Below are 24,528 nucleotides of genomic sequence, written 5' to 3'. Positions count from 1 at the left end.
TATATTTAGTGGTACACTATTAATAGTTCAAACTAAATAACTAGATTGTTGAAAGTAGGTTTTAAGTAATGAAGAAAATGGCATTATCCTTCGCAGTCGTAAGTTTATTACTGGGAGCTTGTAGTAACAATAGTAATACGATTAGTAAGAAGGATGAAGTTATACAAAAAGATACAAAAGAAAAAAGTATGATTCCGAGAACTGCTGTTTCTAAAGATTATTATAGAACTGTTATTCCTTTAAAAGAACAAAAGGTTATTAATACAGCTAATATAAAAACAAATTCTAAATTAGATTTAGCAGAGTATGAAAATGGTTTAATAAATATTGCAACGCAGCAATTTGATACAGAGAGTCACGTACTGCAATTAAACCAGTATATTCCAGAGAAACTAATTGATGAACTAGTTGCGAAAGTAGAAGCCCCAGTTTTGACAAATATTATAGAACAAGATTATTTCGGAAAACAGAATTCAAATGAATTAAGTTTATCTGGTGTTATGATTGGCTTAGCTATGTCTTCAAGTGTATCGAATGAAGAGGCTATGTCTAAAGGGACTGAAGTTGCTAAACAACTTATTGAAGCTATTAACAAAAATGATAAATATAACAAATCTCCAATTACGTTTGCTATCTTTAAGCAAGAAAGTACAAGTTCTTTAAAAAATGGTACGTATATTGCTAGTGCTACTGTTCAAAAGAATGATACGAACCTTGGAAATTGGAGTACGATCGATGAAAAGTCGTATTCATATCCTTCTGATGAATTTACACAAGCACATGGAGAAGATAATACAAAAATAAATAACTTTGCTAAGGAAATAAAAGGTTTTTCTAATGGAGATTTTATTCCAGTCAACGCTAAAGTTTCTTATAAGAAAGATCAAATGGATACATTAAATATGAATATTGTTATTAAATATAACGGTAAAACAGAATTAATGGCTCTTACCCAATTGGCTGCTCAAGGCATGTTAGACAAATTGCCTAAAGATGCGAAAGTACAATTACAGATCAAGTCCGAGAGTAAAATTGAGGCCGTTATTATAAAAGAGAAAAACAGTGATAAACCGTTTGTTTCCTTCTTGTAAAAAAAGACAGTATGTAAACTGTCTTTTTTTTATTTTAAATGAAAATATATAATGTTTTTTGATAGTAATTCCTTGCTGTATATCGTGTGACAATCGTATATGTATCAGCTATAATAAATTATCTTAAAAAAGTAACATATAGGAATTTGAAAGAGGTGGCTTTCTTATGGCATCACAACAATTAGGTCGTTTACGTTCTGAAATTGATCAACTTAATTTACAAATATTAGAGTTACTAAACGAAAGAGGTCGTCTCGTACAAGAAGTTGGTAATTTAAAAGAAGTACAAGGTGTGAAACGTTTTGATCCTGTACGTGAAAGAAATATGCTGGATTTAATTGCAGAGAATAATAATGGTCCATTTGAAACTTCGACTTTACAACATATTTTCAAACAAATTTTTCAAGCTGGTTTAGAATTACAAGAAGACGATCATCGTAAAGCATTACTTGTTTCTCGTAAGAAAAAAACAGAAGATACGATTGTTGAAATTAATGGTGAAAAAATTGGTGACGGAAATCAGCATTTTATTATGGGACCGTGTGCAGTGGAAAGTTATGAACAAGTACGTCAAGTTGCTGAAGCAATGAAAGGGCAAGGTCTGAAATTAATGCGTGGTGGTGCGTTTAAACCACGTACTTCACCGTATGATTTTCAAGGTCTTGGATTAGAGGGATTACAAATTTTGCGCCAGGTAGCAGATGAATATGATTTGGCTGTTATTAGTGAAATTTTAAATCCGAATGATATTGAGATGTCATTAGATTACGTTGATGTTATTCAAATTGGCGCTCGCAATATGCAAAACTTTGATTTGCTAAGGGCAGCTGGTGCTGTGAATAAACCAGTATTATTAAAACGTGGTCTATCAGCAACGATTGAAGAATTCATTAATGCGGCAGAATATATTATGGCAAAGGGAAATGGGAACATTATTTTATGTGAACGAGGTATTCGCACGTATGAAAGAGCGACGCGTAATACGCTTGATATTTCCGCTGTGCCGATTTTAAAGAAAGAAACACAATTTACCTGTCGTTGTCGATGTAACGCATTCTACAGGGCGACGTGACCTTCTCTTACCAACTGCAAAAGCAGCGATGGCAATTGGTGCAGACGCAATTATGGCTGAAGTACATCCAGATCCAGCTGTAGCTTTATCTGATGCAGCGCAACAAATGAATATACCGCAGTTCAATGATTTTATGAATGAATTAAAATCATTTGGAAGTAAATTATAAAAACTTTTAATGAGCTGTTCCAAAAAGGCATTTTGGAACAGCTTTCTCCTATTGTATAGCGACTGTCATTGTCGATTTTTGTTGGTAAGTTGATATATTTAAAAAATCGCTGATATAATTAGAGTTGCGGTCGATATATTTGGAAAATCGCTGATATATTTCGAGTTACAGTCGATATATTCGAAAAATCGCCGATATAAATTTCATTTACTATCGTACTGCTTAAAATAAGATTTCTACTAAGGAAACATCTATTTTTTTACAAAAAATGCCCTTTTTTCATAAAAAATACGAAAATACGAGAAAAGAAGCGAATTTTTTCGAAACTTTTGCGGGAAAATATTGTATGAGCCTGCGTTTTTATCGTATCATTAGTAAAAGGAAGAACTCGGGACGATTGGTGGCATCTGCAAATAGAGTTGATGTCTTTTTTTCATTCAAGTAACCGATACATAAAAATAGATAACAAAAATAGAAGGAGTGTGCGATGAGATGAACGTAACAATATATGATGTAGCGCGTGAAGCGAACGTTTCAATGGCTACCGTATCACGCGTTGTGAACGGTAACCCAAATGTAAAGCCTACAACAAGAAAGAAAGTATTAGAAGCAATTGATCGTTTAGGATACCGCCCAAATGCGGTAGCACGTGGACTAGCAAGTAAGAAGACAACTACAGTAGGTGTTATTATTCCTGATATCTCAAATACGTTTTATGCAGAACTAGCTCGTGGAATTGAAGATATCGCAACAATGTACAAATATAACATCATTTTAAGTAACTCTGACCAAAACAAAGAGAAAGAGTTCCATTTATTAAATACGATGCTTGGAAAACAAGTGGACGGAATTGTTTTCATGGGTGAAGATATTACAGACATTCACATTGAAGAATTTAAAAAATCTCCAGTACCAATTGTATTAGCAGCATCATTTGATGAGCAAAATGAAACGCCATCAGTAAATATTGATTATACACAAGCAGCTTATGATGCAATGAAGCACTTTATCGAGCAAGGACATAAACGTATCGGTTTCGTCTCTGGTCCTTTCATTGATAAAGCGGGAAGCGCGAAGAAGTTACAAGGTTATAAAAAAGCTTTAGAAGAAGCAGGTATTTCATATGATGAAAATCTTGTAATCGATGGAGATTACACATATGACTCAGGTATCGAAGCATTCGAAAAGCTTTGGAGCAATGATGAAAAGCCAACAGCAATCTTCGTATCTTCTGATGAAATGGCACTAGGTGTAATCCATGCAGCACAAGACGCTGGATTAAACGTACCAACTGACGTAGAAGTACTTGGTTTCGATAATACACGCCTTGCATTAATGGTTCGTCCGCAGCTTTCAACAGTTGTTCAACCGATGTATGATATCGGTGCAGTAGCAATGCGTCTATTAACAAAGTATATGAACAAAGAAAAAGTGGAAGATCACACTGTTATCTTACCTCACCGTATCCAATTTAGAGATTCAACGAAGTAAGTATAAAAAAGCTCACAGCGATTGCTGTGAGCTTTTATTCGTATTCAGGATAGTATTTTTGTACGACTGCATTTACCATTTCGTCTTTCTTAACGTGTAAAAATCTTGCATACAATTCTTTTCCAGTTTCAAATGGGGTATCGTCTAATTCAAACACATGCAATAGTTTTCGAAACGTCCATGTTATTTGCTGGCCGTACTTATTATCGTACGTATGCTCAGACTGTATAGCGATTTGTTCGCCTAGTGCATGAGCTTCTTCCAAACTGTTTGCTTTAACAAGAATAATACTTTCTTCAAAAAGTGTATCGTGATTCTCTTCATAATACTCATCAATTTTCGTAGAATCAGGCTCACTAGAATGAACAGACTCAAACAATAATTTTACAGCGTACATATTATGCTGCATGGTTCACTTTATAAATAATACTTGCGACAAGCGAAGCAGGTATTGTAAATACGTTACTTTGATAATGGTAATGTACTTGGGATTCTTCATAAGACATGTTGTCATATAGTTCGTTTTGTGAGACACTCATTTTTTTCTGTTTTTCTTTGAGCATTTTAATGTAGTTGTACTGTATTGGGACGAGAATGATGAAATAAGCTAATACGATTAGTGAAATCCAAATCATTATGAACACTCCCTTACAAAGAATATTTATATATGGTAATTATATCAATTTATATGAGAAATATCCATATTTTCCTGGTCGTCAATGTCTTTTCCAAAATGCAAAAAGTTCTTCAGCGCTTCGTAAATTATGTTCAAGGCATGTTTGGGCAGTGCGTTTTAAAACTTTGTATTAACTGTTCTAATCTAGAAGGATCATATTGTTTCACATGGTCAGTAATAATGGTTTCATCTTTGTCTAAGTCAATTGTGATTTAATCGAATCGCTCTACTCGTTTAAAATATCCTACAATATCATCTTCCAATTGAAATCCTCCCTAGTCTATAGCTTATTTGGAAGACTTCTTTATAGATTGTATGATTCCTTGTTATATGTCACATAAGTGCAAATTTAACTATTATAGGGCAATGTCATGTATAATAGAAAGAAAAGGCTTGTGAGGGGGGAAAAGAGATGATCGTTCTTTGGATAATTACGCTTTGTATGACTGCTATTTTTGCATATATGACGTTAAAACAAAATGGTTTAAAGCGATTTGTTCCAGGAAGTATTCTTGCAGGAATTGCCCTTATCACGTATGTAATTTCTATTTTTATTGAAAGTGTATCAGTAGATATGAGCACAAGTTTAATGTTTATTGGTATTACACTATTTGCAGGTAGCATTATGGTACTTATGGTTGCTGGTATTATTTTATTTATTCATATGAATTCGGAAACGTTATAGCATATAGAAAAGGCATGTCCCGAGGGGACATGCCTTTTTATCCGTTCAATTATGCTCTATCTTTAGAAGAGTTTTGCTGTTTTAGTAAGTCGCGAATTTCGCCAAGAAGTTCTTCTTCTTTTGTTGGTTCTGGAATTTCTTCCTCTTTTTCTTCTTCTTTTTTAGATGTTAGTTTGTTGAAAACTTTAACAAACATAAAGATAGAAGCTGCGATAATTAAGAAGTCAAAAATTGTTTGGATGAAGTTACCATACATAACAGCAGATTTACCGTATCCAAAGTGTAAACTTGTAAAGTCAACGCCACCTAATACCATACCAAGTAATGGTGTGATGATATCTTTTACTAAAGAACTAACGATTTTACCGAATGCAGCACCGATTACAACCCCGACAGCTAAATCAACGACATTCCCTTTGAAAGCGAATTTTTTAAACTCGTTCCACATGTGTTAATCCCATCCTTTCCACGATTCATTATGAAATTTATAATTCCTATCAACATATTCTATAGAAATTTACGAGAGAAATAAAGAGGGAATGGGAATGAAAGTAAATTCTGAAAAATGTATCCGTTTTAATTTTTGTTTACATCATCTAGTAAAGATTGTAGCATTTGCTGCGTTTTTAATCCTTCTAATCCATCTACAACAGGCTTTGTATCGCCTTGTACACACTTAATAAAATGATGAACAGCATCTTCAAAACCACGTTGTTTTAACGTCGTATCCCATGATGGGGAACCACTTTGTGAAACTGAGTTTTCCTGTTCAATTTCAAATGTATTCATATTTTTTACGCGAATGATTTTCCCTGGCGTTACAAGTTCAATTTGTTCTAAATTTGTACCGGCATGGCGATGCATTGCAGTAGAAAGTAACAGTCCACTTGGAGTTGTATATGTATGATGTCCGTAAAGAAGTTCATTCTTTTCATTGATTTGCATCATATTGTGAACGGCGTTAAGGTCATCATTAGCTAACCAGCGAGCGGTATCTACAATGTGTAAATAATCATCTAACATAGTGAAGTCGTACGTATATGGCCCGACTTTATTTGTACGATGCTTTTCAATTCGAATCCATGAAATATCATTAGCCTGTTCTTTGGCAGCGACATACATAGGAACGAATCTGCGATTAAATCCGACCATTAATTTTCGGTTATACTTCTCGCTTAACTCGACTAGTTGCTCAGCTTGTTCCACTGTAGCTGCGAGCGGTTTATCAACATAAACGTCGATCCCTTTTTTTAGAAGTTCAGAAACGATTTCATAATGCGATGCAGTTGAACTATGAACGAAGATTGCATCGCATTCCGAAGCTAACATTTCAATAGAATGAAAGTCTTGAATTCGGTATTGCTGGCAAACTTGTTTTCTTTTCTCTGCGTTAGGTGTAAACGCCCCTACAAAATTCCAATCAGTTTCTTTTGTAAGTGTTGGAAGATAGGCCTTTTGCGCAATACTTCCAAGTCCAATCATCCCAATTTTAGGTTTGTTCATGTTTATTCCCACCCTATTAATATTAATGTAACGGCTTAAATGTAGCATAGGGTGGGGGAGGAAGGCAAAAATTAGCTTTTTACTTACGGCCTTCTAACAAAATCTTCTCTATCTCCTCAAAGTGATGAGCGCGAGCATGCTCTAGCGGGGTAACACCATCGTTGTCTGGAATGTTTACATCTCCGCCGTGTTCAATGAGCAGGCGGATGACTTGTTGTTGTGTTTCATCTCCGTTGCTTAGTACGATGGCTTCCATTAAAGCTGTCCATCCCAGGTTATTTACATGATTTACATCAATATTTGTTCGAGTGAGGAGTTCTTTTATGACGTCAATATAGCCATGTTCTGAAGCTGGGATAAGAGCTGTTCCGCCGTAACGATTTGTAATCGTAGGATCTGCACCAGCATCAATTGTTAGTTTTAAAATGTCTAAGTAACCTTCCGCACCGGCGTATAGAAAGGGATTATTTTTCATGTCATCTTGAATATTTACGTCAGCACCGGCTTTGATAAGCGCCTTTGCGGTTTTTACATCATTTTTGTATGTAGCAATCATAAGCGGAGTGCGTCCTTGACTATCCGTCGCATTTATATTTGCGCCTTGTTTTAGTAAAGATATAACAGTATTCGTTTCATTTTTTTCAGTAGCTGCTAATAGTGCAGTCTCCATGTTTATCATCTCCTTTTTTACTTCTTGTTCTTGCGAGCATCCTTGTAAAAAAATTACGCAACATATCATACTGAATGTTTTTTTGAACATGGAATTTCAACCTCCTAATTTCAACTGTAAAATAGGAACATTAAATTTTTATAAACTGACGCTAAAATTACTATAAAATCGCTTGAGTAATTGAACATATATTTTTATGCTTATAAATAATAAGGTTTGATAAAGTGAAACTTTAATCAGTGGGGGGGTTGTTCATCCCCCACTGATTATTAGTTGAACCAATCGGGCTTTTATGGGCAGTTAATCCCCCACTTAACTTCTTTGCTTTCTCTGAATTTTGAGGTGGGGATCTTACTGCCCGTTAATGCGGGGTAAAGTGAGGATTTAAGATATGTCTATTAAAACAAGGTTTTTATTTTCTTATATTGCTGTTATCCTCGTTTCCATTACACTTATATTAGTCGCGGGATTTTTAATCGTTTTTTCGATAACAGGTGACTTGGAAGCAGTGAAAAATTTCTATAAAAGTTCTTATATTCAAAAGCCGCTTACACCAGAAGAAGAGAATGCCTATCTTGAGTTGAAGTCAGCAGCTAAACAGCATCAATCTCAATTGCTAGATGAGTCGTTTGTCTCAGCAATAGAAAAAGAGGGTGTGAAAATAGTAGTAAGAAAAGGAGAAACACTTTCATATGCTTCAAACGTATTTGAAAGTGTATCTTTAAAAGAAGCCCTTCCGAAATTTGAAGCAGCAAATATTAATAGTCGTGGTACAACGGAACTAGGTGATACATTTTATCGATATGTAAAATTTGATTTTTATTTTGCAGAGAAAGAAGAAGGGAGTATATTTGTACTAAAAAAGCAAAGTTCATTTGTAGATCTTACACAAAAATTATTTCCAATCTTATTCGTATCGCTTTTACTATTAGCTATTTTACTTATTGGGTTATTAAGTTATCTCGTTTCAAGAAGTATAATAAAACCAATTTTTGTATTGAAAGGCGCAACAGAGAAAATTAAAGAAGGAAATTTAGATTTTCAAATGCCAGTTACATCGCACGATGAAATAGGTCAATTAAATCAAGGATTTGAGGAAATGAGGAAGAAGTTAAAAGAATCGATTGAAGTACAAACGCAGTATGAAGAAAATCGAAAAGAACTTATTTCAAACATATCGCATGATTTAAAAACACCGATTACATCTATTATCGGATATGTAGAGGGAATAAAGGACGGGGTAGCAAATACGCCAGAAAAAATGGATAAGTATTTAACGACAATTCACACGAAGGCAAAACATATGGACACACTCATTGATGAACTCTTTTTGTTTTCGAAGCTCGATTTGAATCGAGTTCCATTCCAATTTGAGACAGTTGAATTAAATACGTTTATGCAAGAATTAATAGAAGAGATGCAGATGGATTTAAGTGAAGAAGGTATAGAAGTTAACTTACAATTACATGCATCGCCATTATATGTAACGGCTGATTGCGAAAAGATAAATAGAGTTATATCAAATTTAATTCATAATAGTGTGAAGTACATGGATAAAGAAGAGAAGAAAATTACTGTAACAGTATCGAGTGATAACAATAAAGTTATTGTGAAAGTGATGGACAATGGATCAGGTATAGAATCTGATACGCTACCGTATATCTTTGAACGTTTTTATCGTACAGAACAATCGCGAAATTCTAGCACAGGTGGAAGTGGACTTGGTTTAGCAATAGCGAAGCAAATTGTTGAAGAACATGGCGGGAAAATTTGGGCGGAAAGCGAGCTTGGTAAAGGCACAAGCATTTTCTTCTCATTGGAAAAAGTAGAGGAATGTGGTGAGTAAATTGAAAAGAATTTTACTAATAGAAGATGAAGTAAGTATTGCAGAATTACAGCGAGATTATTTAGAAATTAATGATTTCCAAGTTGATGTAGAGCATTCAGGAGAAATAGGTTTACAAACAGCGTTGCAAGAAGACTATGATTTAATTATTTTAGATATTATGCTTCCGAAAATGAACGGATTCGAAATTTGTAAACAAATACGTGCTGTAAAAGATATTCCGATTCTACTTGTTTCAGCAAAAAAAGAAGATATAGATAAAATTCGCGGACTCGGATTAGGAGCGGATGATTATATAACGAAGCCGTTTAGCCCGAGTGAATTAGTCGCAAGAGTAAAAGCACATATTTCTCGTTATGAAAGATTATCAGGAAATGTAAGTAAGCAACGTGATACGCTATACATTCACGGAATTTCTATCGATCAACGGGCGAGGAAAGTTTTTATAAACAATGAAGAAGTGGCATTTACAACGAAGGAATTTGATTTATTAACATTCTTTGTAACACATCCAAACCAAGTATTAAATAAAGAACAGTTATTTGAACGCATTTGGGGATTAGATTCCGCTGGTGATTTAGCCACTGTTGTCGTCCACATTAGAAAGCTACGTGAAAAAATTGAAAGAGATCCTGCTCACCCGCAATATATTGAAACAGTGTGGGGAGCTGGTTATCGTTTTAATGTGTAGGGAACCTGCCGAGTAATTGGCAGGTTTTTTGTATGTTATTCGAATGAAAAGGAAGGAATAGGTAATTTATGTTAAAATGTAAAGAGAAACAAAACAGAGGAGAGCATAGGGAGCGAGCTATATGTTGGGGGATATATTAAAAGATAATAAATCAAATAAGACTTTAAAGATTGGAACTAATATCGTACTTATCTTATTGATTATTGGTGCAATACAAATGTTTTATGATGAAGATTCTACGAATAATCATTTCGGTTGGTTCTTTTTTGCGATCTTTTGGGTAATTAAAAGCATTTCTAGCTCTAAGGTAAGTTTAAAAGATAGAGATAAAAAGTCGGTATTATTTGATGTGGGTTTAGTTGTTATTTCTTTTGTTTTTTTAGTTGTTTTTAGTGTGAAATATTTCTTTTGAAAAAAGCTCATAGTCTTATAGAGGCTGTGAGCTTTTTGTCAGTGTTTAGGTTTTCTTAATAATAATGGTACTAACGATTTATAAAATGTTTGAGTAGTAGAAGTAAACTGAGCAGCTTCTTCTAAAAAAGGATAATGGTTGCTATTTTCGAATGGAATGAAGATAGAATTACGTATTCCATCATGTATCTCGATAGAATATTGAATCGGGCACTGCACATCATATCTTCCGCATATAATAAGTGTCTTTGTTTGGATGGAAGATAAATACTCTCTTAAATCAAATGAAGGATATTCATTGGCGAAAGCATTCATCCGGCTAATGGACATTGTTTTATTGATTGGTTTACAAAAATAAGAGTTGTAGTTTTCTGGTTTATACAATGATAATTTTGTTCTCTTAGTAGATAGTTCTTTTCGTTCTTCATTTGTAAGGTGAGGGCTTTTTAAGTTTTCGATGAGTTTTTGCATATAATGAAACTGTGGATGTGCTGGGTGATAAATGCAAAATGGTGTTTCGGTATAGTTACTTGCTGCAGCTCCTACTACGACTAATGATTGTAAGGAATGTGGATATGTAATTGCATATAAAAGTCCAAGCATACCACCTGTTGAATGGCCAGCGAAATGCCATGTTGGAAGTTGTAATGCTTCTCGTATGGCTTCCAAGTCGTGGATTGTTTCAATCATGCTTAATTCTTTTTCTGAATTGGCTTTTAACGAGTTACCAGCGTCTCGTAAATTAATGAGAAATACACGATGCGTAGCAGTAAAAACATCCGCAAAGTAATCACCAGTTTCATTAAATTGTGAATAGTGATGTGTAATACAAAGCGGTTCGCCACTGCCTTTAGTAAAAAGCTCAAATGTGCCACGTTTCGTGTGGATCATTTGTTGTATCCACATAATATCACGACCTTTCCTCATAAAATCCATTAGTACATAAAAATATATCAGCGATTATTAGAATATATCGGCGCAACTCGGAATATATCAGCGATTATCAAAATATATCGGCGCAACTCGAAATATATTAGCGATTATTAAAATATATCGACTTACCGACAGAAAACGACAATAATAGCAAGCTTTAAATAAAAGGAGGCTATTCAAAAACGAGCCTCCTTTTCGTTTAGTATAAAGATTTTGTCATATTATTCCGAATAATTTCAAGGGATTTCGCTACAGTTAATGCGTTTTTTTCTTCAATTTCTGGTTTACGGGGGATAGGTTTATACATGTTGTCTGGATCTTCCCATGTGAGGGGAAGTTCTGTTTCTGCTTGTCCTTTCCAAGCTTCAATCCATTCTGGAGGGAGATAACCTGAGATGTTTTGGATGTTGTTCATTTCGAGCCAAATGAGTGCCCAAGCTCTTGGAACGACGCGCCAGTGATCATAGCCACCGCCACCGACAGCGATCCAGCGACCGTCGCAATATTCATTAGCAATTTCACGAGCGAGCTTCGGTATTTCGCGGTAAATATTCATTGTCGCACAAAGATGCGTAAGTGGGTCATAATAATGTGCGTCAGCACCATTTTGCGTTAAAATAATATCCGGTTTAAAGTACGCTGCAACTTCTTTTACAACAGTTCGATATGATTCTAAGAACGATTCATCTTCTGTAAAAGCATCGAGTGGAACGTTAAAAGAATAACTATAGCCATTACCTTGTCCGCGTTCGTTTACAGCACCAGTTCCAGGGAATAAATAGCGACCAGTTTCATGTAGTGAAATGGTGCATACGTTAGGGTCATCATAAAACGACCACTGTACGCCATCACCGTGATGAGCATCTGTATCAATATATAAGACGCGTAAACCGTATTTCTTTTGAATATATTTCATTGCGATAGAACTGTCGTTATAAATACAAAAGCCAGATGCTTTGCCGCGAAAGCCGTGATGTAAGCCGCCGCCCAAATTAAGTGCGTGTTTTACTTTTCCGGAAAGAACAGCATCGACAGCTGTTAACGTACCACCAACGAGCAATGCGCTTGCTTCGTGCATATTTGGGAACATCGGTGTATCTTCTGTTCCGAGTCCATATGTCATCGCAATTGATTTTTCTAACTTTCCTTCTCCAGCACGTTTTACCGCATTTATGTACTCCTCTGTATGAACGTAGGCGATCTCTTCATCTGTAGCCATCCGTGGTGAGATGATTTGAGAGGGAGAGATGAAACCGCCCTTTTGTAATAAATCATACGTAAGTGTGACGCGCAGTTGGTTAAAAGGATGATCAGGGCTAAATGAATAGCCCCGAAAGTCATCCGAATAAATAAACGCGCTACTCATGCTTGCATCCCCATGATGTTTGGCCATAATACGCGGTAGCCTTCTGCTTCAAGTGCATCAATCACTTTTAGAGGATTCATCGTTTGAATGCGGAAAACGAGTACTTTATCATTCTCGTCTTTTGCTGGGTAGACGAGAACACTCACGATATTTATTTGTAAATCACTAAAAATAGCAACGACTTTTCCAAGAATACCAGGTTCGTTTTTTACTTGAATTTCAATTTGCGAACTTGGTTGATGTGCTCCTGTTAATTTTACTAACGTGTGTAATACTGTAGATTCAGAAATGATTCCAACTAACTTCCCGGCCTTTGTAACAGGAAGACAGCCAATTTTATTTTCAAAAAATAAAGTAGCAATTTCCTCAACGAAATCGAGAGGATGGCAAGTCATAACAGGATGTTTCATAATAAGTTCGAGAGGTTGCTGTAGCATATCGAGTGAAACTTGTTCATCTAGAATAGACGGACTTGCATCTCTTACATCCCGATCAGAAATAATGCCTACGACGTGATTATTTTGATCGACAATTGGAATGTGCCGAATGCCTTTCGTGCGTATCGTTCGGATTGCTGTTTCGATTGTATCGTTTGGATGTAATGTAACTACATTTTGATTCATAATTTCTTCTACAATCATTCCAGTTGCCCCCTTTATTAATACATAAAACGATTGTGAAAACGTAGACGATCAAAAGCTTGAATAGAATCCGTATCAACGCGTTTACCGATGCGGACCATTAAACAGTTGGCAGGATGTGAACAAATTTCAGGATCGTCTGTAGCCATCCATTGTAACCCGCCAGCATTCATCATCTTCTCCATTACTTTTCGGTATTCCCACACATTCAATCCTGTTTGTTTCAAATCCCAGTGCCAATAATATTCAGTCGTCAATATAATGTAATCTTCCATATAATCGTCCATCATAGAAACCTCTAGTAAGTTCTTTCCGACAGAACTCCCGCGGAAGGCTGGGACTACTTCAATTGCCCCAAGCTCAATTAAGTTTTCCATTTTTCCTTCTGACCATCGTTCAAGTGGATCAGGATACAAGTATGTAACATATCCAACAATTGTTTGGTCATGTCTAGCAATAATGAGACGAGCTTCTGGTAATTTAGAAATTTCGACAATTGCTTTATATTGTTGCTCGGCAGGACGAAACGCAATTAAGTCTGGATGAAACTCATACATTTCTAAGTTATGTGTAGAGACAGGACCTTCAATAATTAAAGTGCCTTTCGCTGTTTTTAAGTTTCTAGCATTATATATTTTTTTATGAATCAATGTATTGCTCACCACCTTGAGGGTTTGTGAATCTATTAATATCGTACTTTATAATATATGCGATGTGAATCGAAATTTGTCATTAAAAATTTGTCTAAAAATCAACAAATATACTGAAAATTTTAAATAATGTCATTATAATAGATAATAGAATACATAGGAGGGGGATGTAAAGTATGAAAGTAGAAACGCTTCCTGTCATTAAAGGAGAAAATAATTTGCCGAATTATGATGAGGCATACGCGAATTTTAACTGGGAAGAGGTTAATAAAAACTTTACTTGGAATGAAACAGGCCGAGTAAATATGGCGTATGAGGCAATTGATAAGCATGCGAAATCCGATCGAAAGAATAAAGTAGCTCTTTATTATCAAGATGGATCGCGAAAAGAGAAATATACATTTAAGGAAATGAAGGATTTTTCTAATAAAGCAGGAAACGTCCTTAAGAATTATGGCGATGTAGAAAAAGGCGATCGCGTTTTTATTTTTATGCCACGTTCTCCAGAGTTATATTTCGCACTTTTAGGTGCAGTGAAATTAGGAGCAATTGTTGGACCGCTATTTGAAGCATTTATGGAAGGCGCAGTTCGCGATCGCTTAGAAGATAGCGAAGCAAAGGTGTTAATTACAACGCCTGAATTATTAGAGCGCGTACCATTAAATGATTTACCGGCTTTAAAAACAGTTTTCCTTGTTGGAGATAATGTAGAAGAAGGCGGTAAAACGGTAGCGTTCAATCCGTTATTTGAACAAGCTTCAAAAGAATTACATATTGAATGGTTAGGCCGTGAAGACGGTTTGATTCTACATTACACGTCTGGTTCTACTGGTAAGCCAAAAGGTGTGCTTCATGCGCAAAACGCAATGGTTCAGCACTATCAAACGGCGAAGTGGGTATTAGATTTAAAAGAAGACGATGTATATTGGTGTACTGCTGACCCGGGCTGGGTAACTGGAACAGCTTACGGTATTTTCGCACCGTGGTTAGTTGGAGCGTCAAACGTTATTTTAGGTGGACGCTTTAGTCCAGAAGCTTGGTATGAAGCACTGCAAGATTACGGTGTGACGGTTTGGTACAGCGCACCAACAGCATTCCGTATGTTAATGGGAGCTGGACAAGACGCAATTAAAAAATATGACTTATCACAAGTTCGTCACGTATTAAGCGTTGGTGAGCCGTTAAATCCAGAAGTAATTCGCTGGGGTATGAATGCATTTGGACTTCGTATTCATGATACGTGGTGGATGACAGAAACAGGTGGACAAGTAATTTGTAACTACCCTTGTATGGAAATCCGTCCAGGTTCAATGGGGAAACCAATTCCAGGTGTGAAAGCAGCGATTGTTGATAATGAAGGAAATGAAGTACCTCCTTACACAATGGGTAACTTAGCAATTGCGAAAGGTTGGCCATCTATGATGCGCGGGATCTGGAATAACCAGCAAAAATATGAATCTTATTTCATGCCGGGAGATTGGTACGTATCAGGTGACTCTGCTTATATGGATGAAGATGGATACTTCTGGTTCCAAGGACGTATTGACGATGTAATTATGACGTCAGGTGAGCGCGTTGGTCCGTTTGAAGTAGAAAGTAAATTAATCGAGCATGCTGCTGTTGCAGAAGCTGGTGTAATTGGTATTCCTGATCCGGTGCGCGGCGAAATTATTAAAGCATTTATCGCACTTCGAGCAGGATACGAACCATCTGATGAATTAAAAGAAGAAATTCGTCAATTTGTAAAGAAAGGCCTAGCAGCTCATGCAGCGCCACGACAAATTGAATTTAGAGATAAATTACCGAAAACGAGAAGTGGTAAAATTATGCGACGCGTATTAAAAGCGTGGGAGCTGAATTTACCAACAGGTGACTTATCAACGATGGAAGATTAAGAGAGAAAGGTCTGAACGAAAAATGTTCAGGCCTTTCTTTTTTATGATATCATGAACTCATATATATAAGTTAAAGGGGATAGTATGATGAAAACAGAAAAGGAAAAGATGATACTAGGAGAAATGTACATACCGGCTGATCCAGTTTTAGTACAAGAAAGAGAGCAAGCACGTATATTAACGAGAAAATTAAATGATACGCCAGAAGAGCAATTGAAAGAGCGTAGCGAAATCGTAAAAGAATTATTCGGAACGACAGGAGATAATATTCATCTTGAATCTTCTTTTAGATGTGATTACGGCTATAACATTCACGTTGGCGAAAATTTTTACGCGAACTTTGACTGTACGATTTTAGATGTATGCCCGGTAACAATCGGAGTGAACTGTATGTTAGCTCCAGGTGTTCACATTTATACAGCAACACATCCGCTTGATCCAGTAGAGCGCATAAGCGGATCAGAATACGGAAAACCAGTTACAATTGGCGATAACGTATGGATTGGCGGAAGATCAATTATTAATCCCGGTGTATCAATTGGAGACAATGCGGTGATCGCATCTGGTGCTGTCGTAACGAAAGATGTGCCTAATAATGTAGTAGTTGGCGGGAATCCTGCAAAGATTATAAAAAAACTAAAATAATATTTGAACGAAGTGCCTTCCTCGTCTGTATACATTTATGAAAGAATAGATGAGGGAGGCTTTTATATGTCTAATAAATTACTTCTTGCTTTTGCTTTACTTGGAATTATAGTCGTATTTTCTTGTGGTCTTTTCTTACCGATACCAATTGGATATAGAGTATCAATGCTTACAGCTGGAGTTATAATGAGTGTTCTGTTTTCAATCATTATTCCATTTGATAGAAAACATATAGTACGGAAAAATGGATATAAAATTGATTTTACAAAAACAAAAGTGTATTTTCGCTGGAATGTATTTGACACTATTTCTGTCTGCCTTGCGTTGTATGCATGCATATGTGTGCAAGCGTTAAATACTTTAGTTGCAATGGGATTTACGATTCAAAACCCATATGTGCAATTTTTTACAAATCAATCACAATTGTGGATTTTTATTGCGATTGCATATTTAATTTCCCGTATTTCATTAACGTTAAAAGGAATAAAGGAGATCAAAAATCATGGCGCAGATTGGGATTGAGGAGGAGCTCATGCTTGCGTATCAAAGTGGAGATAAACAAGCGGGAGAAAGACTATATGTTTTAATCAAACCAGCGCTATACACATTTTTATATCGATTTAACCGAGATGAACAATTAAGTATCGATCTTGTGCAAGATACGTTTTTGACGCTAGAGCGTAAGAAACATATGTATGAACTTGAAAAAGGTAAAATAAAAACGTATTTATTTCAAATTGGTTATCGTCTTATGATTAATAAATTAAATAGGAGAAAAAAGTGGCGTACGCTTTTGCCATTTTTAGTGCCGATTCCGGAAAAAGAATTTTCTCACGAAGATCGGCTCACAGTAAGAGAAGCAATTTTGAAAGTTCCAGAAGAGCAAAGAGCGGTCCTAATCCTTTCTTATTATCATGACATGCAGCAAAAAGAAATTGCAGAGATATTAAACATTCCGATTGGAACGGTGAAATCGAGACTTCATAACGGGATAAAGAAATTGAAACAATTGCTGGAGGTGGACGAAATTGAGCGAAAATCCCTTTAAGAGTGAATATAAGTTAAAGCAACATTTAGATAGTGATCATGTAGAAATACCAGACTTTCCAAAAACGGTAAGTCGATTCGATCGATTAATCGGGTTTCTTGGTTCCCCAACGAAAGATCCTGTGGAGGCGACCATTGGGAATGATTTATCGATTGTGTTTCATGTATCGTTATTAGTTGGGGTTCCAATTCTTTCTCTTATTACGATACTCTTTATGGTGTTGTAAAGGATTGACAAGAAGGGAAACCTGACCTCTATTTGACATGCCTATATAAATGATGGTATAAAGAAAAGTATATGAATAATTGAGCGTGGAAAGGGAGAAGTAGTGATCATTTCCCTGTTTTAGAGAGCTGATGGCCGGTGAAAATCAGCACATAGATGATCGCGAATTACGCCCCTAGAGCATCTTTTTTCGATTGAATTGTATTCAAAAGGGAAAAGACGGTGCTAAGCCGTTATGTAAATAAGGTGGTAGGCTTTTTTTTGCCTGCAACTAGGGTGGTAACGCGATAATCAAAATCGTCCCTTATTTGAAGGGGCGATTTTTTTATGTTTTCAACCTTCACGCCAGTAATGAACTTAAAGGAGAGTATGTAGGATATGGGTATTTTACAAGATCTTGAATTTCGCGGTCTAATTAATCAGCAAACAGATGCTGAGGGACTTGAGCAATTATTAGAAAAAGAAAGCGTTAAATTATACTGTGGTTTCGACCCGACAGCAGATAGCTTACACATCGGTCATATGTTACCAGTATTAATGTTACGTCGTTTCCAATTAGCTGGTCATCAACCAATCGCACTTGTTGGCGGTGGTACTGGTATGATCGGTGACCCAAGTGGTAAAAAAGCAGAGCGTACATTAAATACGAAAGATACAGTTGCTTACTACACAGAAAGCATTAAAAACCAACTTTCAAACTTCTTAGAGTTTGAAAACGTGGACAACCCAGCAACGATGGCTAATAACTATGACTGGCTTGGTAATTTAGATGTCATTTCATTCTTACGCGATATCGGTAAAAACTTCGGTTTAAACTATATGTTAGCAAAAGATACGGTAGCATCTCGTTTAGAAACTGGTATTTCATTCACTGAGTTCAGTTACATGATTTTACAATCATACGACTTCTTAAACTTATACCAACAACATAATTGCCGTCTGCAAATCGGTGGTAGTGACCAATGGGGTAACATTACAGCTGGTCTTGAATTAATCCGTAAATCAGAAGAAGATGCGAAAGCATTCGGTTTAACAATTCCACTAGTTACTAAATCTGACGGTACGAAGTTTGGTAAAACAGAAGGCGGCGCAATTTGGTTAGACCTAGAGAAAACAACTCCTTATGAATTCTACCAATTCTGGATTAACACAGATGACCGTGATGTTGTTAAATACTTAAAATACTTCACATTCTTATCTCATGAAGAAATTCTTGAGCTTGAAAAGCAAGTAGCTGAAGCGCCAGAAAAACGTGCAGCACAAAAAGCATTAGGTGCAGAAATGACAAAACTTGTTCACGGCGAAGAAGCATTAGAACAAGCGATTAAAATTTCAGCTGCATTATTCAGCGGTTCTGTAGCAGAACTAACTGCAAGCGAAATCGAACAAGGATTCAAAGACGTACCATCTGTAGAACGTACTGCAGAAGATACAGTATTAATCGACTTACTTGTAGAAAGCAAAATCTCTCCATCAAAACGTCAAGCACGTGAAGATGTAACGAACGGCGCAATCTACGTAAACGGTGAGCGTACACAAGCATTAGACTACGTTGTAACAGAAAAAGACCGCATCGAAGGTAAATTCACAATCATTCGCCGCGGTAAAAAGAAATATTTCTTAATTCGTTACTAATCCGAAACGAATATAAACAAATAGTACCCCGAATTGTAGGCTGAAAAGTTTATGATTCGGGGTTTTTATGTATGGATTTAAAACGCCACATCTTTTCTTTTGAATAGAATATAAAGAATTAATATGAGCATATAAAGTAAACTCACTAGCATAACGATAAATGCTGTTGGATAAAATTTTGCTGCATATATAAAGAAGTCGATTTGATAAATATCTTCGTAATTTGAAACGGTACCTTTAAAGTAATTCGTAAATTTAGCGCTATATTTCCATTCATCAGGATCATCTATTAAATTACTTCCCTGATACCAATTAATAAGTGCGGAAGTAATAAATAGCATAAATGAACTTCCGAGTTGAACCATTTGATTTATTTTCAAAAAGAATCCACCTCCCATTTTATGGTTAATATAGCGTGCATTCATATGCTTGTAACCATTTTGTTGTAATCTCCTTTTCGAGTTCATACGGAAATCACATGTAAGCGGTATGATAAATGTATAACAACTAGAAAGGAGTGGTAAAACAAAATGTCACTAGAAGCGCTCATTATTTTTTCTTTGCTAAATGCGGGTCAGCTTGCAGAGAATTCGAAGGTGGATGTACATAAAGAGCAGAAAGATGCTTATGTATATGTTCAGAAAGAGGAAAATAAATAATTTTATTTTATATATAAACGAAAAAAGCCAATCCACAGGATTGGCTTTTTGTCATTAACGAGAGTAGAACTCTACGATTAATGCTTCGTTGATTTCAGCTGGTAACTCAGCACGCTCAGCGTGACGAGTGTAAGTAGCTTCTAATTTGTCAGCATCGAAAGTTAAGTATTCTGGTACGAAGTTGTTAACTTCGATCGCTTCTTTAACAACAACAAGGCTGTTAGATTTTTCGCGAACGCTGATAGTTTGACCAGGTTTTACACGGTAAGATGGGATATCTACGCGAGCGCCATCAACCATGATGTGACCGTGGTTTACTAATTGGCGAGCTGCACGACGAGTGCGAGCTAAGCCCATACGGTAAACTAAGTTGTCAAGACGAGCTTCAAGAAGGATCATGAAGTTTTCGCCGTGCTTACCAGGCATTTTACCTGCTTGGTCAAATGTGCGACGGAATTGACGCTCAGTCATGCCGTACATGTGACGAAGTTTTTGTTTCTCTTGTAATTGTAAACCGTATTCTGAAAGTTTCTTACGTTGGTTAGGACCGTGAGGACCTGGTGCGTAAGGGCGTTTTTCTAATTCTTTTCCTGTGCCGCTTAGAGAGATTCCAAGACGACGAGACAGTTTCCAAGCTGGACCTGTATAACGAGCCATAGTTGACTCCTCCTTTAAAAATGTTTTTATTTACGTAAAATAAAAACAGACGTAATCGATATTTACGGGCATTTTGTTTTCATGTACCTTCGCTCCAGCAGCAGGGAGTTACGAGATACACCTCCGTAGAGGAACAAAATACAAACGATAAACTCACATTACAAGGCTGCCTTTTTATTTTACACAAACGCTATTATATCTTTTACCCAGAGTTTCGTCAAGCGAGTACGTTTTTGTTTTATGCATATAAATTTTGGAAATTAATATAAGAAGGAATTTAAAACAATATAGAAGAAGAGATAGAAACACAAATAAAACGCTTACATAAAATGAAGTAAAACGTTCATCAAATTTTTATGGATGAATATGCGGCAATAAAAACATAAGGGGGATGTTTTTATGAAAAAGAAGCATATGGAGACAGCGTTAATTCATCACGGTTATACACCTGAGGAACATAAAGGAAGTTTAACACCACCTTTATTTCAAACTTCTACATTTACATTTGAGACTGCGCAGCAAGGAGAGGCGAGTTTTGCGGGAGTGGATCCATCTTATATTTACTCACGGCTTGGAAATCCAACTGTGAAATTATTTGAAGAACGTATGGCGGTGTTAGAAGAAGGAGAAGAGGCACTTGCCTTCGGATCTGGTATGGCAGCTATTTCAGCGACTTTAATCGGTTTTTTAAAGGCTGGAGATCATATTATTTGTTCAAATGGATTATACGGATGCACGTACGGTTTTTTAGAAGTGTTAGAAGAAAAATTTATGATTACGCATTCGTTTTGTGATATGGAAACAGAGGTTGATATTGAAAATAAAATTCGCCCAAATACAAAGCTTATTTTCGTTGAAACACCAATTAATCCGACAATGAAATTAATTGATTTAAAACAAGTGATTCGGGTTGCAAAGCGAAATGGCTTACTTGTTATTGTTGATAATACATTTTGTTCACCTTATTTACAAAAACCGCTTGAGCTTGGCTGTGACGCTGTTGTGCATAGTGCGACAAAATATATTGGTGGTCACGGTGACGTTGTAGCGGGCGTAACAATTTGTAAAACGAAAGCATTAGCTGAAAAGATTCGCCTGATGCGAAAGGATATTGGCGGTATTATGGCACCGTTTGATGCGTGGTTATTATTACGCGGGTTAAAGACGTTAGCAGTAAGAATGGATCGTCATTGTGATAATGCAGAAAAAATTGTATCGTTCCTAAGAAAACATGATGCGGTAGAAGGTGTTTGGTATCCAGAAGGGGAGTTAGCATCTCGTCAAATGAAACGCGGGGGCGGTGTTATTTCTTTTTCAGTAAAAGGCGGAAAAGAAGAGACGCAAGCGTTTATTAATGATCTTCACTTTATTACAATTGCGGTGAGTTTAGGAGATACAGAAACGTTAATTCAGCATCCAGCAACGATGACGCACGCTGCGATTCCAGCTGAACTAAGAAAAGAAATGGGCATTTTCGATAATTTAATACGCTTATCAGTCGGTTTAGAATCGTGGGAGGATATCGTTTCTGATTTAGAGCAGGCATTAAAGAAAATATCTACTGTAAATCAATGAAAAAAGAGTGAGCTATCGGTTTTGTACAGGGCGTACTAAATCGATAACTCGCTCTTTTCTTTTTACATATGTTTTAGGAGTGTTTCCACAAACTTTTCTAAATAGCGCTGATCTACTTCATCAAAACGATTCTTTTCAGGACTATCAATGTCAAGTACACCAATGACAGCTCCTTCTTTCACAATCGGTACAACGATTTCTGAATTAGAAGCACTATCGCAAGCGATGTGACCTGGGAATTGGTGAACGTCTGCTACAAGCTGTGTTGTTTTCGTTTCAGCTGCTACGCCGCAAACGCCTCGTCCAAATGGAATGCGTACGCAAGCAGGCATTCCTTGGAACGGTCCAAGGACAAGCTGATTTCCTTCTGTTACGTAAAAGCCAACCCAATTAACGCGATCTAAAAATTGGTTTAATAATGCGGACGCATTTGATAAGTTTGCGACTACGTTTGATTCGCCAGTTAATAACGCATCCAGTTGTTTAATTACTGTCTCATATTGCTGCACGCGAGATCCTGCATAACTTTCTTTAGTAAACATGGAAACAGCTCCTTTTTTATCGAGATGTGTAAAATATTAGCAAAATACGATGTATTTCACATGACTTTGTCGATAGAAAATTAAAGGAATTTGTCTTAAAAGTCAAGAAATTTAAACTATAGCTGTTCAGTGAGGGGAAGTGAGCGCATGAAGCAGACGAAACAAAAAGTAATTGATGCGGCAATATCGTTGTTTAATACGAAAGGGTATGATGGAACATCGGTGCGAGACATTGCAAAGCGAGCGGATGTGAATGTAGCGAATATTTCATATTATTTTGCTGGGAAGCAAGGTTTATTAGAACAGCTTATTACTGATTTTTTAGAAGGATATATTCATGTGATTGAAATGTCGTTTGAACAGAGAGAGTATTTGTCGGCTAAAGATGTGATGGTGCAAATGGTGCGCGGGATTTTACGATATCAATTTGAAAATAGAGAACTAACACGTTTCTTCTACCGAGAGCTTTCGCTTGATACGACATTAATTCGTGAAGTGATGACCGTTTATTTTTCTAAAGAAAGATATTATATAGAACAAATGATTAGACAAGGACAAATGAAAAAAGAATTTCAGAAAGTATCATTTACAATGTTTATGACGCAATTAAAAGGTATGATAAATATGCCGTTTTTATATCCACAATATATATCAGAAGTACTGCATTCTTTCCCGTCTGAGACATTTTTCATAGAAATGTACACGAAAGAGATTGAGCAATGGATGGAACAAGCATTATGTAAGGCGAATATGTACCATGAATGGCCAAGAGCTGTTCATATGTGAAGAATCCCCACCTAACGAACTGAGGTGGGGATTTTTATGTTTACTTTTCTTTGCCATAAATTGTTACATAATAGCGCTATAATTGTTAATGCAGCTCCAGCGATTTCAATTTTATCGACTGTATAACCTCGAAAGATAGAACCGATCAGTGCAAGGATAGGAACTAAATTCATAAATAATATGCCGTTAATAGATGAAATATAGCGATTTCCCATATTCCAGCAAAATACAGCGATAACGCCTGCGATAATCGACATATAAAAGAGCTCAAAACGAACGCTCACAACTGTACGCAGTGACGGCATAGTAACTATATTTGTGTACGTTAAGAAAGTAACAATAACGATGAGTGAAATGGAGCCAAATAAACAAGTTAATGTCGTGTACCTAAGTGGTGACCAAGATTGAAAACGAGCACCCCCGTTTGTATAAATGACCCAGCAAGTAACGCCGCATAGCATCAATATGTTTGTTGATAAGTGGCTTACAGCTCCAAATAATAAGTGAATATTTCCTTTTGAAATGACAAGCATAACACCAAGTAATGCAACAAACATACAAAGGAATGTATAGTTTTGTGGGCGGCGATTTTTCGTTATCCATTGCAGTGATAAGGCAATCAGTGGCATAAGGGATTGAATCATAGCTGCATGGATTGCTCCGGAAGGTCCGGCAAGTTGTTGTCCGTAGAAAACGAGAAAACCATACCCCGCGAAACCGACTGTCCCGTAAAAGAATAGAGAAAGTGTTCTTTTTTCTAAGCGGAGTGAAGTCTTTCCTTCAGTAATTAATAGCAAAATAAGAAAAATAATAGCTGCTGATCCATAGCGAATCGTTGTGAAGAAGAATGGATCGATAAATTGCAGAGCATTTGCCATTACAGGAAACATAAATCCCCAGGCAGTGACAGCGAGTAAGCATAGAAAGGATCCGAGTAGCATTTGTTTTTTGTTCAAGAGTATCTTT

The 24,528-nt window shown here is 36.3% G+C and carries 28 protein-coding genes, 1 pseudogene and 1 other annotated feature; of the genes and pseudogenes, 16 read left to right on the top strand and 13 right to left on the bottom strand.

Going from position 1 to position 24,528, the window contains the following annotated elements:
* The first annotated feature begins 68 nt into the window (after positions 1-68).
* From MHH55_RS17745 to ccpA, 3 genes and pseudogenes are all read left to right on the top strand, one after another.
* Positions 69-1,091, top strand: coding sequence for a CamS family sex pheromone protein (locus tag MHH55_RS17745; protein WP_000738025.1), 1,023 nt, complete (start codon positions 69-71; stop codon positions 1,089-1,091).
* Between the two features lie 166 nt (positions 1,092-1,257).
* A pseudogene (locus MHH55_RS17740) lies at positions 1,258-2,332 on the top strand (bifunctional 3-deoxy-7-phosphoheptulonate synthase/chorismate mutase).
* A gap of 492 nt (positions 2,333-2,824) precedes the next feature.
* Positions 2,825-3,823, top strand: coding sequence for a catabolite control protein A (gene ccpA / locus MHH55_RS17735; protein WP_001103297.1), 999 nt, complete (start codon positions 2,825-2,827; stop codon positions 3,821-3,823).
* Positions 3,824-3,857: 34 nt separating this feature from the next.
* Here the strand turns inward: ccpA and MHH55_RS17730 are convergent, their stop codons facing one another.
* Complete coding sequence (locus MHH55_RS17730; RefSeq protein ID WP_002164415.1) at positions 3,858-4,220, bottom strand: DUF4288 domain-containing protein; 363 nt, start codon at positions 4,218-4,220, stop codon at positions 3,858-3,860.
* Position 4,221: 1 nt separating this feature from the next.
* The gene (locus tag MHH55_RS17725; protein WP_000637903.1) at positions 4,222-4,458 is read right to left on the bottom strand and encodes a DUF3949 domain-containing protein; all 237 of its coding nucleotides are present in this window, start codon (positions 4,456-4,458) and stop codon (positions 4,222-4,224) included.
* A 453-nt stretch (positions 4,459-4,911) separates the two neighbouring features.
* Between MHH55_RS17725 and MHH55_RS17720 the strand changes: the two genes are divergently transcribed.
* On the top strand, positions 4,912-5,184 hold the full coding sequence (locus tag MHH55_RS17720) for a DUF3917 domain-containing protein (RefSeq protein WP_000636589.1): 273 nt from the start codon (positions 4,912-4,914) through the stop codon (positions 5,182-5,184).
* Between the two features lie 49 nt (positions 5,185-5,233).
* Here MHH55_RS17720 and mscL read toward each other — a convergent pair whose 3' ends face one another.
* The 3 genes from mscL to MHH55_RS17705 form a co-directional block, all read right to left on the bottom strand.
* Positions 5,234-5,632: a large conductance mechanosensitive channel protein MscL gene (gene mscL / locus MHH55_RS17715; protein ID WP_000267011.1), complete on the bottom strand. Its 399-nt coding sequence runs from the start codon at positions 5,630-5,632 to the stop codon at positions 5,234-5,236.
* Between the two features lie 128 nt (positions 5,633-5,760).
* On the bottom strand, positions 5,761-6,687 hold the full coding sequence (locus tag MHH55_RS17710) for a Gfo/Idh/MocA family protein (protein ID WP_001039694.1): 927 nt from the start codon (positions 6,685-6,687) through the stop codon (positions 5,761-5,763).
* A gap of 79 nt (positions 6,688-6,766) precedes the next feature.
* A complete protein-coding gene (locus MHH55_RS17705) occupies positions 6,767-7,447 on the bottom strand; it encodes an ankyrin repeat domain-containing protein (RefSeq protein ID WP_078186241.1) in 681 nt (226 codons plus the stop codon).
* A gap of 301 nt (positions 7,448-7,748) precedes the next feature.
* Here MHH55_RS17705 and MHH55_RS17700 point away from each other — a divergent pair, with 301 nt between their 5' ends.
* The 3 genes from MHH55_RS17700 (at position 7,749) to MHH55_RS17690 (ending at position 10,306) form a co-directional block, all read left to right on the top strand.
* Positions 7,749-9,203: a sensor histidine kinase gene (locus MHH55_RS17700; protein ID WP_078186240.1), complete on the top strand. Its 1,455-nt coding sequence runs from the start codon at positions 7,749-7,751 to the stop codon at positions 9,201-9,203.
* Position 9,204: 1 nt separating this feature from the next.
* On the top strand, positions 9,205-9,894 hold the full coding sequence (locus tag MHH55_RS17695) for a response regulator transcription factor (protein WP_033689866.1): 690 nt from the start codon (positions 9,205-9,207) through the stop codon (positions 9,892-9,894).
* 121 nt (positions 9,895-10,015) lie between these two features.
* Positions 10,016-10,306: a hypothetical protein gene (locus MHH55_RS17690; protein WP_000900163.1), complete on the top strand. Its 291-nt coding sequence runs from the start codon at positions 10,016-10,018 to the stop codon at positions 10,304-10,306.
* Between the two features lie 38 nt (positions 10,307-10,344).
* Here the strand turns inward: MHH55_RS17690 and MHH55_RS17685 are convergent, their stop codons facing one another.
* From MHH55_RS17685 to acuA, 4 genes are all read right to left on the bottom strand, one after another.
* Positions 10,345-11,232, bottom strand: a complete 888-nt coding sequence (locus MHH55_RS17685; protein WP_139362405.1) for an alpha/beta fold hydrolase — start codon at positions 11,230-11,232, stop codon at positions 10,345-10,347.
* Positions 11,233-11,437: 205 nt separating this feature from the next.
* Positions 11,438-12,604: an acetoin utilization protein AcuC gene (gene acuC / locus MHH55_RS17680; protein WP_000092823.1), complete on the bottom strand. Its 1,167-nt coding sequence runs from the start codon at positions 12,602-12,604 to the stop codon at positions 11,438-11,440.
* The gene (locus MHH55_RS17675) at positions 12,601-13,245 is read right to left on the bottom strand and encodes an acetoin utilization AcuB family protein (protein ID WP_000634583.1); all 645 of its coding nucleotides are present in this window, start codon (positions 13,243-13,245) and stop codon (positions 12,601-12,603) included. Before MHH55_RS17675 ends, acuC begins: the two co-directional genes overlap by 4 nt.
* Before the next feature lie 17 nt (positions 13,246-13,262).
* Entirely contained in the window at positions 13,263-13,895 is a 633-nt protein-coding gene (acuA, locus tag MHH55_RS17670; protein ID WP_000581388.1) for an acetoin utilization protein acetyltransferase AcuA, read from the bottom strand.
* Between the two features lie 176 nt (positions 13,896-14,071).
* Between acuA and acsA the strand changes: the two genes are divergently transcribed.
* From acsA to tyrS, 6 genes are all read left to right on the top strand, one after another.
* Positions 14,072-15,790 carry an acetate--CoA ligase gene (gene acsA / locus MHH55_RS17665; protein WP_000862049.1) on the top strand — a complete coding sequence of 573 codons (1,719 nt, stop codon included), beginning with the start codon at positions 14,072-14,074 and terminating at the stop codon, positions 15,788-15,790.
* Positions 15,791-15,874: 84 nt separating this feature from the next.
* Positions 15,875-16,435 (top strand): maltose acetyltransferase domain-containing protein, encoded by a 561-nt coding sequence (locus MHH55_RS17660; RefSeq protein ID WP_002164418.1) that lies wholly within the window; start codon positions 15,875-15,877, stop codon positions 16,433-16,435.
* 66 nt (positions 16,436-16,501) lie between these two features.
* Entirely contained in the window at positions 16,502-16,957 is a 456-nt protein-coding gene (locus tag MHH55_RS17655) for a hypothetical protein (RefSeq protein ID WP_078186239.1), read from the top strand.
* Entirely contained in the window at positions 16,938-17,483 is a 546-nt protein-coding gene (locus MHH55_RS17650) for an RNA polymerase sigma factor (protein ID WP_000057201.1), read from the top strand. The genes MHH55_RS17655 and MHH55_RS17650 overlap by 20 nt, the downstream gene beginning before the upstream one ends.
* On the top strand, positions 17,464-17,709 hold the full coding sequence (locus tag MHH55_RS17645) for a hypothetical protein (RefSeq protein WP_001293787.1): 246 nt from the start codon (positions 17,464-17,466) through the stop codon (positions 17,707-17,709). Before MHH55_RS17650 ends, MHH55_RS17645 begins: the two co-directional genes overlap by 20 nt.
* 77 nt (positions 17,710-17,786) lie before the next feature.
* Positions 17,787-18,016 (top strand) — a binding site (T-box leader).
* Positions 18,017-18,086: 70 nt separating this feature from the next.
* A complete protein-coding gene (gene tyrS / locus MHH55_RS17640) occupies positions 18,087-19,343 on the top strand; it encodes a tyrosine--tRNA ligase (RefSeq protein WP_078186238.1) in 1,257 nt (418 codons plus the stop codon).
* Positions 19,344-19,420: 77 nt separating this feature from the next.
* On the opposite strand, the gene MHH55_RS17635 is transcribed toward tyrS, so the two are convergent.
* Positions 19,421-19,768 carry a DUF4306 domain-containing protein gene (locus tag MHH55_RS17635; RefSeq protein ID WP_139362406.1) on the bottom strand — a complete coding sequence of 116 codons (348 nt, stop codon included), beginning with the start codon at positions 19,766-19,768 and terminating at the stop codon, positions 19,421-19,423.
* Between the two features lie 105 nt (positions 19,769-19,873).
* On the opposite strand from MHH55_RS17635, the gene MHH55_RS17630 reads away from it, so the two are divergent.
* Positions 19,874-20,002, top strand: a complete 129-nt coding sequence (locus MHH55_RS17630; protein WP_000050944.1) for a hypothetical protein — start codon at positions 19,874-19,876, stop codon at positions 20,000-20,002.
* A gap of 54 nt (positions 20,003-20,056) precedes the next feature.
* Here the strand turns inward: MHH55_RS17630 and rpsD are convergent, their stop codons facing one another.
* The gene (gene rpsD / locus MHH55_RS17625; protein ID WP_000135315.1) at positions 20,057-20,659 is read right to left on the bottom strand and encodes a 30S ribosomal protein S4; all 603 of its coding nucleotides are present in this window, start codon (positions 20,657-20,659) and stop codon (positions 20,057-20,059) included.
* Between the two features lie 399 nt (positions 20,660-21,058).
* On the opposite strand from rpsD, the gene megL reads away from it, so the two are divergent.
* Positions 21,059-22,234 (top strand): methionine gamma-lyase, encoded by a 1,176-nt coding sequence (megL, locus tag MHH55_RS17620; RefSeq protein WP_025689072.1) that lies wholly within the window; start codon positions 21,059-21,061, stop codon positions 22,232-22,234.
* 62 nt (positions 22,235-22,296) lie between these two features.
* Here megL and MHH55_RS17615 read toward each other — a convergent pair whose 3' ends face one another.
* A complete protein-coding gene (locus MHH55_RS17615; RefSeq protein WP_000494340.1) occupies positions 22,297-22,776 on the bottom strand; it encodes a GAF domain-containing protein in 480 nt (159 codons plus the stop codon).
* 147 nt (positions 22,777-22,923) lie between these two features.
* On the opposite strand from MHH55_RS17615, the gene refZ reads away from it, so the two are divergent.
* On the top strand, positions 22,924-23,562 hold the full coding sequence (gene refZ, locus MHH55_RS17610; RefSeq protein WP_000814918.1) for a forespore capture DNA-binding protein RefZ: 639 nt from the start codon (positions 22,924-22,926) through the stop codon (positions 23,560-23,562).
* An 11-nt stretch (positions 23,563-23,573) separates the two neighbouring features.
* Here refZ and MHH55_RS17605 read toward each other — a convergent pair whose 3' ends face one another.
* A complete protein-coding gene (locus MHH55_RS17605; protein WP_025689070.1) occupies positions 23,574-24,518 on the bottom strand; it encodes a DMT family transporter in 945 nt (314 codons plus the stop codon).
* Positions 24,519-24,528 lie beyond the last annotated feature (10 nt).

It is taken from the genome of Bacillus sp. FSL K6-2944 (genome assembly GCF_038005385.1).
GTDB lineage: Bacteria > Bacillota > Bacilli > Bacillales > Bacillaceae_G > Bacillus_A > Bacillus_A cereus.
The sequence above is the reverse complement of the archived record's forward strand: the minus strand, read 5'-3'. Positions and strand labels throughout refer to the sequence as shown.